The sequence below is a fragment of the Methylocucumis oryzae genome, assembly GCF_000963695.1.
GTDB classification, from domain to species: domain Bacteria; phylum Pseudomonadota; class Gammaproteobacteria; order Methylococcales; family Methylomonadaceae; genus Methylovulum; species Methylovulum oryzae.
Window position 1 is genome coordinate 1 of the sequence record NZ_LAJX01000107.1, and the last position, 14,279, is coordinate 14,279.

Here is a 14,279-nt window from a genome sequence, read left to right on the forward strand (position 1 = left end):
ACCACATCCATGCCGACGCCACGCCCCGAAATGTCAGTGAGCTTTTCTGCCGTAGAGAAACCGGGCATGAAAATGAGTTCAAAGGCTTGTTTGTCGGTTAGTTGCGCATTGTCATCTAAAATGCCTTTTTCTATGGCTTTGGCAATAAGTTTTTTCTTATCCATGCCGTTACCATCATCGGTGATTTCAATGACAATATGACCACCGCGATGATAGGCTTTTAATTCAATGGTACCGGTTTCAGGCTTGCCTGCCGCGACGCGTTTATCGGGCATTTCTATGCCGTGGTCTAAGCTGTTGCGGATTAAATGCACGAGCGGGTCGTTGATTAATTCAACAACGGATTTATCGATTTCGGTATTTTCGCCGACCAGTTTTAATTCAATTTTTTTTGCCGAGTTTAGAGCTAATGTCGTGAACTAAACGAGGGAAACGGCTGAAAACAAAGCTAATCGGTAACATCCGAATATTCATGACGCTTTGTTGTAAATCACGCGTATGGCGTTCTAACTGGGCTAAGCCTTTTTTGAGCTGATCCAGTTTGTCCATAGAAAAGTTTTCACCAACCAATCCCAGCATGGATTGTGTGATGACCACTTCGCCAACCATGTTAATCAGCGCGTCGATTTTTGAGGTGTCAACACGGATAGAGCTAGAGGCTTTCGCGGATGTTTTGTTTAAATCGCTATCGCCAATCGCGGCGACGGCAGCTTTAGCGGGTTTTGGTGCGTCGGTATTTTCAGAAGCGGTGACGGCAACGGGCTCTGGTTCAGGCTCAGGCGTTGGCGCAGTGGCAATAGATACCGGCGCAGGTTGAGGCTCGACTTTTTTTAGCGACCGCTGGTTTTTTGGGTTTAGTGGCAATAGGCTGAATATCTAATTCGCAATCACCTTCTACCCAATTGAAAATTTCTTTAACTTCGTCTAGCGTGCTATCGCCAATAACTTTTAAGTCCCACGAAATATTACATTCCTCTGGGTCTAGCTCATCTAATCCAGGGACATCTTGAACATTCGGTGAGGCGCTGAATTCTCCAAGTTCTGCGAGTTCTCTAAACATTCTAACCGGGTCGTTACCTGTTTTAAGTAAGTCGAGATAAGGGCAGAATGCGATTTTCCAGCCATGTTCTTCCGGCTCGTCAGCTATTTCTTCGTCGCTGCTAGTCGGTGGGGTGGTCTCTATGGGGGGSGTGCCGCTGGTGTATGAGACGCGACGGATTGAGTGCTAGCGGCATCAGAACCATGTAGTTCGGCTTCTAACGCTGCCATGTACTTACTGACAGATGCTTCAGCAACCGGTTGGTTATTTTGTATCGATGCCAACATCTCGCGTAGACAATCTACCGAGCCGAGTAAGACGTTAACCGCAGTTTGGGTGACTTTTCGACGACCATCGCGCATTTCATCCAGCAGGGTTTCCATGATGTGGGTGAAATCCGCCACCACAGTAAAACCGAATGTACCACTGCCGCCTTTAATCGAATGGGCGCCTCGGAAAATGGTGTTAATGACTTCGTGGTCAATATCGCCCATATCCAAGTTTAAGAGTCCTGATTCCATTGCTTCCAAGCCTTCGAAACATTCTTCGAAAAAGACTTGGTGGAATTGTGACATATCGATAGACATAAACTTACCCGTGCATCTTTAAAGATTCAATAAAACGAGGAGGTATTAACCTAAGACTTTTTTCAACGTTTTTAACAGTTGATCTGGATCAAAAAGGCTTGACTATCCATCCTGTAGCGCCTGCTGCTTTACCTTCTTGTTTTTTCTCTGCGCCAGATTCGGTCGTTAAGGTAAGCATAGGGGTAAATTTGTAATTAGGTAATGCTCGTAAGTCTCTGATTAGCGTAATGCCGTCTTTGTTTGGCATATTTACATCAGTGATTATGCAATCAAATTGAGTTGCTTTAGCTTTTTCTAGCGCATCAACCCCATCTACTGCTTCTTCTACTTCATACCCAGCGCTTTTTAAGGTAAATGTTACCATTTTTCTCATTGAGGCCGAGTCATCAACTGCAAGAATACTTGCCATCGTTGTCTCCGTTATGTCTATAGGCTATCTATTTAGCAAAAACTGCAAGTGAATTTATTGTAGCATTCAAGTTTTTTATATTTACAGCTATTTTTGAGCAGTAATGTCGATTTCTAAGGAATGTACATAAAATAAAATCGGCACTGTAGGTGCGACATATTCGCGTTGTGCTTATATACTCTGAGCGGTCACATTCGGTATCTTGTGTTACCGTAGGGTGCGCTGTGCGCACCTTTTTTCATTGATTTTTATGATGTTATAAAGGTGCACACAGCACGCTTTACTTGCCTAAAAACCGAATGTGACCCTTTTGAAGTATATGCCGCACTGACCACGAATACATTGTCATGTGCATTTCTCACACTTTTTGCTCAGTATAGACCATTATTCAAGTCGTGAAAGAGTAGTTTTAGCGTGTTTTCAATCCGATAAAACTCTGCTTATACTCTGAACGGTCAAGTTTTCGGTATCTTGTGTTGTTGTAGGGTGGGCTGTGCGCACATTGTTCATTGATTTTTAATGATGTTATAAAGGTGCGCACAGCGCACCCTACCTATCTAAAAACAAAATGTGACCGTTTGAAGCACATACTCTTAATTAAAGACGTTGATAATGGATTCTGCTTAATCGAGCGCTTTCCCAGTTTTATGTATCGATTGTTTACCGTCTTGCGCATGGTTGTCAACTGGTAATGCTCAATTGCGTTGTAATGGCTATAATGCGCGTATGTCGATTTACACGTTATGAAGTTGCAAAATTAGACTTTATGGTCAAGAATTCTAAGCAAGACTCGCATAAAAAGATTGCCAGGTGTTTTGACCAGGGCTTCACACACATCAGGGGGAATTATGAGTTTTTTTTCTGCGCTTAAGCTAAATCAGCGTTTGTGGTTATTAGTCGGCGTTTTTTTCGTTGGGGGTGATGATTTATGGTGGCTATTCGTTTAAGGTGTTAACCGACCTTAAAGTGAATGGCGAGTTATATCAGCGTATTGTTCAGGGTAAAGATTTAGTCGCCGATATTTTGCCGCCCCCAGAATATGTGGTAGAGCCTTATTTGGTGCTTATGCAACTGGCGAATACTAACGATAAAGCTAAACGCGATAAACTGCTTTCCGAATTCGACGCGTTAAAAACTGGTTACGAGCAGCGCAAGCAATATTGGCAAAAACAAACGCTAGAACCCAAAATGCGAGTGGCTTTTCAGCAAGTTCATGACACTGGTGATAGTTTTTTTACTACGGCGGTAAAAGAGTTTATTCCTGCGGTGCAACGAAGTGACGCAACGTTAATCACTACGGCGTTAGGGAAAATCGAGGTTGCGTTTGATTGGCATAAAAATGCGGTAACGGGGTTAGTGGACTTAGCCAATAAACGTGCGCTTGATGACGAGTCGCTTGCTAAACAGTCTGTGAGCGAGGCTAACGGGTTATTGCTAACGGTTTTACTGTTGACAGTAGCTTTTGGCTTATCGTTAGCCTACTTCTTGATTAGGAGCGTTCAAAAACAATTAGGCGGTGATCCGACTTATGCGGCTGAAGCCGTTAAACAAGTAGCGCAGGGTAATTTTTTCTCGGAATTAAAACTACAACCTGACGATAGTAGTAGTCTGATTTATGATTTAAAAAATCTGCAAAAATCGGTGTATGGGTTTATGGGGGCATTGTCGGAAATGTCTAAAAATCACGCCGATGGTTGGATTTTTCATGAGATTGAGCCAAAAGAATTTTCTGGCTCATTTGCCGATATGGCGACAGGAATTAATCAGCTAGTGCGTTCGCATATTGATGTCGAAATGGGATTGATTGATGTGATTATGCATTATTCACAAGGCGATTTTTCGGTCGATATGCCTAGATTGCCGGGCGAAAAAGCTAAAATTTGTCAAGCGATGGATAATGTTAAGCGCAGTTTATTAGATATTTCGACTGAAATTAAAACCTTAAGCGAGCAAGGCTGTCAGGGAGATTTTTCCCATCGTAGTGATTCAAGCCGGTTTAAGTATTTGTTTAAAGATATTCTTGAAGACATTAATTTGTTTATTGAAACCTGTGATTCCGGGTTTGGTGATGTTGAGCGTGTAACGATTGCTATGGCTAAAGGAGATTTAACGCAAACTATTACGCGTGATTATCCTGGCAAGTTTGGCTCTGTTAAGACTAGCGTGAATGCAACGATTGAGAATTTGCGTGAAATGGTGGGTAACGTAAAACAGGCCAGTGATGTTATCTATACGGCGGCGAAAGAAATTTCCGCAGGTAATAACGATTTATCACATAGAACTGAGCAACAAGCGGCGAGTTTAGAAGAAACGGCAGCAGCATGGAACAATTAACGTCTACGGTGCAATTGAACACGGAGAACGCCAGGCAAGCCAATCGCTTGGCCATTGGTGCCTCGGAAATTGCAGGCAAAGGTGTCGTAGTCGTTGATGAAGTGGTAACGACCATGACATCTATACATGAGTCATCTAATAAAATCGTCGATATTATTGCGGTGATTGATAGTATTGCGTTCCAAACCAATATCTTAGCACTTAATGCCGCAGTTTGAAGCTGCGCGCGCGGGCGACCAAGGTCGAGGCTTTGCCGTCGTGGCGGGCGAAGTGCGTAATTTAGCGCAACGTGCGGCAGCTGCGGCTGGTGAGATTAAACTATTAATCGGTGATTCTGAGGAAAAAAGTTGAGCAAGGCACTAAGCTGGTTACGCAAGCGGGTGCGACGATGAAAGAGATTGTTAATGCGATTCAGCGCGTGACTAGCATTATGTCGCAAATAGCGTCAGCTTCCGTTGAGCAAAGTTCTGGTATTGGTCAAGTTAATCAGGCGATTAGTCAGATGGATGATGTCACGCAACAAAATGCTGCGTTAGTCGAGCAAGCAGCAGCGGCAGCGGAATCGCTGGAAGAGCAGGCACAGCAGTTAGCGGATACGCTGTCGTTGTTTAGATTATCTAGTAGCTTTACGCGTGAGCTGAAAACTTATGCGCCTGCGACTACGCGAGCGCCAACACCTGTGAAAAATGCGGTAGTACCGGTTAAAAAAATCCCTGTAGAGCATTTGGAAAGTATTAATCAAGGATTGGATGTCGCTATTCACAAACATTCAGAATGGAAGGTGAAATTCCGCTCGGCGATTGTCCATCATGAGCATTTAGACGTAGAAAAAATTAGTAAAGATAATTGCTGTGATTTTGGCAAGTGGCTTTATAGCCCTATTAGAGAACAATTAGGTCATTTAGATACGTTTCAAGCGTGCGTAGAGAAACATGCTGAATTTCATACTGAAGCCGCTAAAGTAGCTGCAGCAATTAATGAGCAAAACTTTGATGCGGCAAATGAAATGCTGCATGGCGATAGCTCTAGGTTTGTTTCGGCGTCTAGCGCAGTCGGGGCCGCGATTATGCGGTTAAAGCGTGATGTTGCGTTAGCGGCTAGTCCGGCACCGTCGACACCGCCGGTTAAGAAAGAGTTGGTAACGTCTGCCAGCGACGATGATTGGGTTGAGTTTTAGGCTATGCACTTTATGCAGGATAATGCCCTGTTTCTACTTAAGGCGGTAGCCGAGTTTTAAGTCTCTAAACGGAGTCTCCGCACAAACGCTATAATCTTACAGTATAATTTTCGGTTTAAAAGCGCTGTGCATCCGAATGGATGTAGTCACTTTTAGATAAGGCATTACCTCAAACGCTGTTTGAGCTGTTTAACGAAGGTTGGAAAGCCTTGCTTTTCAACCTTTTTTGTCAACATTTTAAGGATTTAGGTAGCATATGTCTCCTTCCAATTCAAAAAAACCTGATCTTGATTGGAGTCAGGTACGTGAAACCGTTAAGTTACTCTCTCTTTCGGCGATACAAGTCGATGAGTTGCTAAAAGATGGGGATAACTCGGTGAACGTATTGACGGAGTCGTTTACTATCATGGCTGAGCACATGCTGGCGATTAATAATTTTTTGTTATCTATGGAGGCGTGTGAAATTCGCGATAAAGCACTGGTGAGTTGCTCTGAAACCAGCGATAAAATCCAATCATCGATTGTCGCGTTTCAATTTTATGATCGTATGGTGCAATGTTTACAGCATGTGACCAGTAATTTGCTTGGCTTAACGCAGTTATTAGAGTCTCCTGAGCGTCTTTATAATCCTACGGAGTGGTCGCAGTTCCAAAGCGAGATTCGCGCCCGCTATACCATGGAGTCAGAGAAGGTTCTGTTCGATGCGATTATCGAAGGTCGCCCGCTCGACGAGATAAAACAAGAACGTGAAGCCATGATGACGCCCAATGAAGATAATATCGAGTTGTTTTAAGGCGATTTAAACTTAGGTTAGACGAATGCCGGTTTCCTCAATGATAATTTTGCGTTGTTTGAATAGCGCGCTAAGCGATTGTTTAAATACTTTTTTACTGACGCCAAACTGTTGATAGATTTGCTCAGGCGGCGTTTTGTCGTTAACTGCTAATCTGCCATTATTGGCTTTGAGTTTTGCTATTATTTTGTCTGCTAAGGTCTCGACTTCACTGCGATAACTCGGCTGATACAGTGTTAAATCGATTTTAAAGTCTTCTCTAATATGTTTGATATAGCCGTCTAAAGTTTGACCTTTGCTGACCGGTTTAAACAATTCATTTTGATACAGCATACCCCAATGGCTATGGTTAATAATCGCTTTTACACCAATATCGGTTTTATCAGCGATGATTAGCGATACTTTTTGCCCGACTTTGAAATAAGGCGAGCTGTCTTGTATATAGCGATTTATTTTAGTGGTTGCGACGACACGTTGTTGCTCGTCTAGCAATAATTTCACTAAATGATAATCGCCGACGTTGAGTTCTTGATGCTGTTCGCTAAACGGTATCAGCAAGTTTTTCTTCAATCCCCAGTCTAAAAAAGCCCCGGTATAGTTCACATCAACGACTTTTAGCCAAGCAATTTGCTCTACTTGGGCCAAAGGTTGTTGCAACGTTGCGGCTAAATGTCCGCCTTGATCGACATAAACAAATGCGCTTAGCGATTCTGCTTCGTTATGCCCAGGCGGTAATGGTCCATTAGTAATACTTGGCTGCTAGCATTACCTGCGCTTAAGTAAATTTCGGCGCCTATACGTTTAGATAGTTTAAGTGAGTTGACTTTGCCTATTTCAATCATAATTGTTGTGAGTAGTAAAAAGTGTACGTGTGATTTTTAAGTCTTACACGTTGTGAATAATCGTCATGGGAAAGGTAATTACCTCACCGCATGAATGGGTTAATGTAGGTAACCTATGACCTGTCCGAAGCAATCGGTCAAACATAAAACTTTAATACCTACACTATCTCACGAGGATATTATCATGAAAACTTTACGTTCAACTTTATTAACTCTGTTAGCCGTTGGTTCTGTTGTCGGCGCTAATTCTGCATCGGCTTTACCTTCTGGCTGGTATGACACCCTGCCTGCGTGGACATCAACGGCATCGGCTTGCAGCGTCGATGAGTCATCTGTGGGTAAATATGAATTTATTGGTTCACAATTTCGCTTTTTAGGCAACAACATTAGTAACCAAACAGGTGTTGTTGCTGTTCCTTTAACAAGAGCGACTAGTGATGCGATTTTAGGCCCTGTTTTCCAACCTATTACTGTGCGTTGTAATGTCACGCCTATGTATGATTATGTGCCTGCGCAAAAAGGCGATTTATTTGAAATTCCCGCCTCATGGAAAAGTGTGTCTTGGAATAGCTTAGTGGTCGGTTATAAAGACCCTGATGGTATTAGCACTAATGCGTCTGTGACCGCTTCCTTGAGAAAATTGTCTCGCGCCACGATGACTGAATCAACTATTGCGTCTTTTAATAGCAATTCGTCTGCTTCAGTTGTGGCTGTAGAAGATGTGAAAAAATTTACCCACACCTTTGATTTTTTAAATAACGATTATTATATTGAGATTAATTTAGTGCGCAAAAACACCAATGTTGTAACACCTGTTGCTTACAGTGTGCGGTTGACCACTGGTGATGTTGCACCGATTATTAAATAAAACGGATGGCACTCTAAACGCGTTAATTGTTTTTCAGTTAACGCGTTTCTTGTTTCATCTTATCGCGTGCTATTGACACAAACCTCATCAACGCGTAAGTTTTTCGGTTGGAATTGGCTTTGATACGTTTTAACGTTTTTTGTTATGAATGCCACCAGATTAATAACGATTAGAGAGGAACTCATGCTGTTAGCTGCACTAAATTTGATGTTAATTACTGTGTTAATTTTTATTGCCGGAATGATAAAACCCCGATGGGTTTTATTCTTTTTAGATAAGCCTTCGCGTACCCAAATACTGTCAATTACGTTGGTGTTAGTGATGATTTCATTTACCATGTACGGACAAGCTATAAGTGATAAAAAGAAAGAGGAAGCTGCTGCTGCGTTACCTATACCGACAAGCGCAGTACCTGTCCCTGTTCCAGCTCCTGCCCCTGCTCCAGGTGTTGCAACACCATCATCATCGCCCCAGGCTCCTTCCGTACCGACCGCTCCTCATTAATTACGAATAAGCGGATTGCAATTCTGTATGTATAAATCTAGGCGTATCACCTTGTTTAAAGCGATTTGCGCTCAATGCGTAGGCGTCGTAGTCGTTTTTTTTACTCATGTTACGCTGGCCTATGCCTATTTGGCTGATAACCGCCATACAAGCTGGTTGCGCTGTTACCGTTGCTAGTTTGTTAAAGCAGCCTGTATGGTGGCGATTTATCCATGCGTTGTTTGTACCCTTGCTGTTGTTTTCATATTGGCTTAATTTGCCAAGTTCCGTTTACTTAAGTCTATTTAGTATCGGGATGCTTGTTTATTGGGGCACGATACAAGGCGAGGTGCCGTTATTTTTATCCTCATTGGCGACCGCGCGCGCGGTTGCCGAGCTTATCAGTAAAGAGGATTGCCGCCATTTTGCTGAGTTAGGTGCGGGAACCGGTTCATTATTGCCTACCTTAACACAGCAAAATCCAACATTGTCGATTACTGCTTTTGAGCATGCACCATTACCGTGGTTGATTTGTTATTGGCGTAGTCGTCGCTTGTCCGCAATAAAGGTGTTGTATCAAAACTTTTGGCAAGCGGACTTGGCTGAGTTTGATGTGGTGTTTGCTTTTTTATCTCCAGCGGTTATGCCTGCATTGGCGCGTAAATTAAAAAATGAAATGCGCTCCGGAAGCTTATTGATTTCATCTTCGTTTGCTGTACCGGATTGGCAAGCTGAGCGTATTGTTAACTTATCGAATAGAAAAGATGAATGCATTTATTGTTATCGGCTTTAGCGATGCTGAAACGTAGTCCCATCTTAATTCGGCCTTAGGATGTTATGAACACCGATCATGATTATAGGGTGTGGTTAACGTTTTACTGAGACTTACCTGCCGCTAGCAGCAGTTCTTGTATAAATTGCCGACTATACTGAGGCAAATAATGTTGCCTAAGATAGGCAATTTTTGTTGTGGATTTGGGGATTAAATGCGCTAAGTCTCTAATAATTAAATCTTTATCCATTAAGGCATCATAAGCCATCGCGGCAATTATGCCTACCCCCATACCTAAGCGCACATAGGTTTTAATCACATCCGTATCGGCGGCAGCTAAAATAATGTCTAAATGAAATCCTGCAACGGCGAAAGCACTTTCAATATTAGAACGACCAGTAAAACCAAAGCTATAGGTTAAGATGGGATAGCGTGCTAACCGCTCATAGCTAATATCGCCTTCACTTAAGGGATGATTAGTAGGCATCACGACAGCATGATGCCATTGGTAACATTCTTGTGTCACTAAATCGTGGTCGTCTTGTACTCTTTCAGTGCATACTGCGATGTCAGCTTTATGTTCGTGTAATTGCACAATCAACTGCTCTGGCGAAGCTTGCACGATATAGATGCGCACACCGGGATATTTTTCTCGGAAACGTTGTATGGGCTGTGGCAGAAAATATTTCGCTTGGGTGTGGGTCGTCGCAATTCGGATAATACCGCGCTCGCTGTTGATATAGTCTTGTGCGATGTTGTGAATGTTTAGCTTGGCTTGGTTAATGCGGCTGACTTCGGCCATAATTTGCTGACCTAACGGTGTCAGTGCAATAAGCTTTTTGCCTTTACGCACGAATAGCGGCGAACCTAATTCGTCCTCAAATAATTGCAGTTGTCGACTAACCGCCGATTGTACAACATGCATTTTTTCTGCGGCTTTGGATAAGTTTAACCCTGTTTCTTGTAATACGCGCAGTAGCTCTATTTGACTTAGGTTCATGGTTTGCTCCAGATGGCTACATTTCCGCTGTCACTCGTGCAATTTCCTCTAACGAAGTCATCCCGGCTAAAGCTTTTTGTATGCCATCATCGTATAACATGGTCATACCTTGCTCTAGCGCGTGCTGTTTGAGTTGCACCGTGTCGACGCCTTTTAATATTGCCGTGCGCATACTGTCCGTCATAATAAATAATTCCACAACCATAGCTCGGCCTTTATAGCCTATATTGGAGCATTCTGCACATCCCGTAGCGGTGTATAACACAATGTCGCCATACGCTTGAAAACGCCTTAATTGCAATTGTTCAATCAGCGCGTCACTAGCATTATACGCATGTCGGCAATGTGGACATAAACGCCTGACTAAACGTTGTGCTAAGACCGCATTAAGTGTTGAGGTGAGTAGATAATCTTCTATACCCATATCTAATAAGCGGGTAACACTGCCAATCGCATCATTGGTGTGTAACGTTGATAAGACTAAATGACCGGTGAGCGCCGATTGTATCGCTATAGCGGCGGTTTCTTTGTCACGCATTTCTCCTATCATGATGATGTCGGGGTCTTGCCTAACAATAGAGCGTAATGCAGCAGGAAAATCTAGCCCAATTTTGCTTTGCACTTGCACTTGGTTAATACCGACGAGTTGATATTCGACAGGGTCTTCAACGGTAATGATTTTGCTATGTCCCGTATTTAACCGGTTTAATGCGGTATAGAGTGACGTGGTTTTACCACTACCGGTAGGCCCGGTGATGAGAATAATGCCGTGGGGTTGCGTTAAGACTTCTATAAATTGGTTTAACGCCGGCCCAATAAAACCTAATTTGTCAAAGTCGAAGATGACACTTTCTTTATCTAGCAAACGAATCACAACGCTTTCGCCGTACATCGTCGGTAGCGTCGATACACGCATGTCTAGTTCTTTGCCTTGAATTTGCAACTTAATACGACCATCCTGCGGTAAGCGGCGCTCAGAGATATTAAGCTTAGCCATGATTTTAATACGCGAAATAACAGCCGCCGTTGATGTAACCGGTGGCGCTTCCAAGTCGCGCAATACACCATCAACGCGTAAGCGCACGATGAGTTTTTGTTCAAACGGCTCGATATGGATGTCTGAAGCCCGATAGTCTAGGGCTTTTTGCATAATTAAATTAACGATACGAATGACAGGAGCTTCACTAGCCATATCTTTGAGATGCTCAATGTCGTCATCGACTAAGGTATCGGTTCTTAAATCAGCAAGGATTTTGTCCATGCTCGATTTGCCCGAACCGAATTGTTTTTCTATTTCTTCGTTGATGTCCGATAAGTTACCAATTTTTACCTCTATTTGTTTATCGAACACGATGCGTAAAGCATCAATCGCAAATTCTTTAGCCGGGTCAACGACAGCAATTACCAGTTTCTCGATTTGGTTATCCACGACTAACAGCTTGTGTTCTCTAAAAAAGCGCACCGAGACCGCGTCGCCTAAAGGTGGCTCTATGGGGTAATTCTGTTTATAAATGAGTTCTAAACCGGTGATATGTGCAATGGCTTGGGCGACATCTTTGTCAGAACACAGCCCTAAACGGATTAATAATTCCGGCAAGCCATCGCCACCCGCTTGCTCCATCATGAGCAGCGCAGGCAATACCCCCATATCGATTTGCTCCATTAAACGCTGCACACGGACTAATTCGACTTGCGTCAGCCGTCCTTGACTGAGTAATCGTTCAGACAAGGTTTGATAGAACTCTTGTTTATTAGGTATTTTATCCATTGCCTGCTTAGAGTAAGGACAGCGCTAAGGTTGTCGCGCTTTCATCGCGGGTAGCTCATTATAAATACCCGTAAGTTGCTTTTTATAATCTCTAGTAACCGCTCTCGCATCAGCTTGATCATTGACGACTCTGGGTGTGATTAATACAACTAATTCGTTACGGGTTTTGCTACGTTGAGTACTACTAAATAATTCACCTACCCAAGGTAAATCCATCAGCCAAGGGATACCCGTTCGACTGTCTTCAACTTCTTCGGAAATTAAGCCGCCTAAAACCACTGTCTCTTCGCTATCGACCACGACGGAGCTGTTAATCGAGCGTTTTAAAATAGTCGGAGAATCTATTGTTGAGGTTTTAGTTTTAGATGGTGTATCAACACTTTGCTCAATTTCCATAATAACAACACCGCTAGCATTAACTCTAGGGGTTACCTTTAACATAACCCCCGTCTCTCGCATTTCTATCGAGCTGGTTTGTATCGGGTTAGTGCTATCGCCACTTGTGTTGGTCGATTGAGCCGTTCGTACTGGTACTTGGTCACCTACTTGTATGCGCGCTTCTTGGTTATTTAATACCATTAAAGACGGCGAAGATAGTACGCTAATATCTTTTTGCTCTGATAAAGCTTTTAGCATAGCCTGGACATCTCTTGATTTACGAATCAAATAAGTGAAGCCTGACGTCGCAGAATCGAGTGCTAATGAACCTAATATTCCCACCCCTGTGTAATTACCGCCAAGTGAGTCATCAAATTTCCAATTTAAGCCAAACTCCAAATTGTCGCCCAGATTTACTGCCAAAATAGACGCATCGATATGCACTTGTAACGGCATAATATCGATTTCATTAATCACTCCATGCACGGTTTTATAATCAGCTGCAGAGGCGACGACAATTAGTGAGTTGTTGATTTCATCAGGCGTAATGTGAATTTCACCTATGCCTGGAAACCCTGCGCTGTTTGATGAACGACTACTGCGGTGCGATGCGTTAATGTTATCAGCTTCTGGCGTGGTATCGGTTTTATTGGACAAGGTTTTGCTTTTTAGCCCTGGTGCTAATGACGGTTTTGTGCTTTTGCTACTTGCGCTACTAGTGCCTGTCTGACCAAAAATATCGTTTAAAATATCGGCTAAGTCTACAGCCTTAATATGTTGAACTTTGTAAACATGTACGCTACCACTAACGCCGGTTTTGGATTTGTCTAAACGTGCCAGCCAAGTTTTGATTTGATCTAAATAATTCGCTTGCGGTGTAATGACTAATATCGCATTTAAGCGTTCTATCGGTAGAATTTTAAATAAGTCCTCTGTTGGCCCGCCCTCGCCATAACCGAATATCTGGCTTAATTCTTTGTCAACCGTTTCTGGATCGACGTTCGCTAACGGGAATAAACCAAACGACAAGCCTTTTAACATGTTGACATCAAACATATTAACCGTTTGTTCGATATTTTCCAGTTGTTCCGATGTACCTGTCACCATGATTAAGTTTCTGACCGTATCTATCTTTAACAACGAAGTGGGCGAGACTAACGGCTTTAACACTTCTAGCATTTCTTTTGCGCTGACATAAGCCAGCGGAATAATGCGTACTTGAAAACCTGCGGGTAATGCTGCGCCCGCTAAATGGGTTTCGGTATTAGCGGGCACCGCTGTCGTCGCGGGATGAATTAAATAAGCATTGCCGCTTTTCACTAATACGGCGTTATTGATTTGTAACACCATTTCTAGCGTTGTTAATAATTCCTCAGTGCTTAAGGCTTTAACAGTGCGTAGACTGACTTTACCAGAGACTTTAGGGTCTAGCGTGTAATTTTTGTTTAAAGTGTCGGTTAAAATGACTCGAATCACTTCAGCTAATTCGGCATTTTCAAAATTCAATACATATTTGCCTTCTCCGGTGCGCTGGGACTTAGTCGAAGGTTTAATCGTATTAGCAATGACTTGACCATTACCGCGATAAATTTCGGCATTTGAAAACGTATTTTTTATCGTAGCCTGAGCGTTTTCCGTCGTAAAGGTTTTGCTGTCTTGCTTGGCTTTTTTTAGCAACGCTTGAGTTTTATTTTCTTCTAAAGGTCGTTTAGCTAATGGCCCTGGTTGAAGATAATGACAAGCACTTAGGCTTAGGCTAAACGCAGTAATAATGCAGTATCGAGTGCGGTACAGGCGATGGAAAAGAGTCAGAAAAAGAGTCGCCATAA

The 14,279-nt window shown here is 42.9% G+C and carries 12 protein-coding genes and 2 pseudogenes; 8 read left to right on the forward strand and 6 right to left on the reverse strand.

Features of this window, described 5'->3' with window-relative positions; genetic code table 11:
- Both VZ94_RS33255 and VZ94_RS10865 read right to left on the reverse strand, forming a co-directional pair.
- Positions 1-1,626: pseudogene (locus VZ94_RS33255) on the reverse strand (chemotaxis protein CheA); the annotation flags it as partial.
- 45 nt (positions 1,627-1,671) lie between these two features.
- Positions 1,672-2,035 (reverse strand): annotated as a pseudogene (locus VZ94_RS10865) (response regulator).
- Between the two features lie 921 nt (positions 2,036-2,956).
- Here VZ94_RS10865 and VZ94_RS31990 point away from each other — a divergent pair.
- The 5 genes from VZ94_RS31990 to VZ94_RS10875 all read left to right on the forward strand — a co-directional run bounded on the left by VZ94_RS31990 (position 2,957) and on the right by VZ94_RS10875 (position 6,339).
- Positions 2,957-4,369 carry a hypothetical protein gene (locus tag VZ94_RS31990; protein WP_052700448.1) on the forward strand — a complete coding sequence of 471 codons (1,413 nt, stop codon included), beginning with the start codon at positions 2,957-2,959 and terminating at the stop codon, positions 4,367-4,369.
- Complete coding sequence (locus tag VZ94_RS31995) at positions 4,357-4,587, forward strand: methyl-accepting chemotaxis protein (RefSeq protein WP_052700449.1); 231 nt, start codon at positions 4,357-4,359, stop codon at positions 4,585-4,587. The genes VZ94_RS31990 and VZ94_RS31995 overlap by 13 nt, the downstream gene beginning before the upstream one ends.
- A complete protein-coding gene (locus VZ94_RS32000) occupies positions 4,574-4,720 on the forward strand; it encodes a methyl-accepting chemotaxis protein (protein ID WP_338040347.1) in 147 nt (48 codons plus the stop codon). Before VZ94_RS31995 ends, VZ94_RS32000 begins: the two co-directional genes overlap by 14 nt.
- Complete coding sequence (locus tag VZ94_RS32005) at positions 4,698-5,546, forward strand: methyl-accepting chemotaxis protein (RefSeq protein ID WP_052700450.1); 849 nt, start codon at positions 4,698-4,700, stop codon at positions 5,544-5,546. Before VZ94_RS32000 ends, VZ94_RS32005 begins: the two co-directional genes overlap by 23 nt.
- A gap of 256 nt (positions 5,547-5,802) precedes the next feature.
- Positions 5,803-6,339 carry a hypothetical protein gene (locus tag VZ94_RS10875; RefSeq protein ID WP_045779253.1) on the forward strand — a complete coding sequence of 179 codons (537 nt, stop codon included), beginning with the start codon at positions 5,803-5,805 and terminating at the stop codon, positions 6,337-6,339.
- Positions 6,340-6,351: 12 nt separating this feature from the next.
- Here the strand turns inward: VZ94_RS10875 and VZ94_RS10880 are convergent, their stop codons facing one another.
- On the reverse strand, positions 6,352-6,996 hold the full coding sequence (locus VZ94_RS10880; protein WP_239649855.1) for a CvfB family protein: 645 nt from the start codon (positions 6,994-6,996) through the stop codon (positions 6,352-6,354).
- A 369-nt stretch (positions 6,997-7,365) separates the two neighbouring features.
- On the opposite strand from VZ94_RS10880, the gene VZ94_RS10885 reads away from it, so the two are divergent.
- The 3 genes from VZ94_RS10885 (at position 7,366) to VZ94_RS10895 (ending at position 9,325) form a co-directional block, all read left to right on the forward strand.
- Complete coding sequence (locus VZ94_RS10885; protein ID WP_045779254.1) at positions 7,366-8,049, forward strand: hypothetical protein; 684 nt, start codon at positions 7,366-7,368, stop codon at positions 8,047-8,049.
- Positions 8,050-8,232: 183 nt separating this feature from the next.
- On the forward strand, positions 8,233-8,553 hold the full coding sequence (locus VZ94_RS10890) for a hypothetical protein (protein WP_045779269.1): 321 nt from the start codon (positions 8,233-8,235) through the stop codon (positions 8,551-8,553).
- A 106-nt stretch (positions 8,554-8,659) separates the two neighbouring features.
- Entirely contained in the window at positions 8,660-9,325 is a 666-nt protein-coding gene (locus VZ94_RS10895) for a class I SAM-dependent methyltransferase (protein WP_052700452.1), read from the forward strand.
- 82 nt (positions 9,326-9,407) lie between these two features.
- On the opposite strand, the gene VZ94_RS10900 is transcribed toward VZ94_RS10895, so the two are convergent.
- From VZ94_RS10900 to gspD, 3 genes are read right to left on the reverse strand one after another with little or no spacing between them, the layout of a single operon-like run.
- Positions 9,408-10,304, reverse strand: a complete 897-nt coding sequence (locus VZ94_RS10900; protein ID WP_045779255.1) for a LysR substrate-binding domain-containing protein — start codon at positions 10,302-10,304, stop codon at positions 9,408-9,410.
- A 16-nt stretch (positions 10,305-10,320) separates the two neighbouring features.
- On the reverse strand, positions 10,321-12,072 hold the full coding sequence (gene gspE / locus VZ94_RS10905; RefSeq protein ID WP_045779256.1) for a type II secretion system ATPase GspE: 1,752 nt from the start codon (positions 12,070-12,072) through the stop codon (positions 10,321-10,323).
- Between the two features lie 24 nt (positions 12,073-12,096).
- Positions 12,097-14,277 (reverse strand): type II secretion system secretin GspD, encoded by a 2,181-nt coding sequence (gene gspD / locus VZ94_RS10910; RefSeq protein WP_082081565.1) that lies wholly within the window; start codon positions 14,275-14,277, stop codon positions 12,097-12,099.
- Positions 14,278-14,279 lie beyond the last annotated feature (2 nt).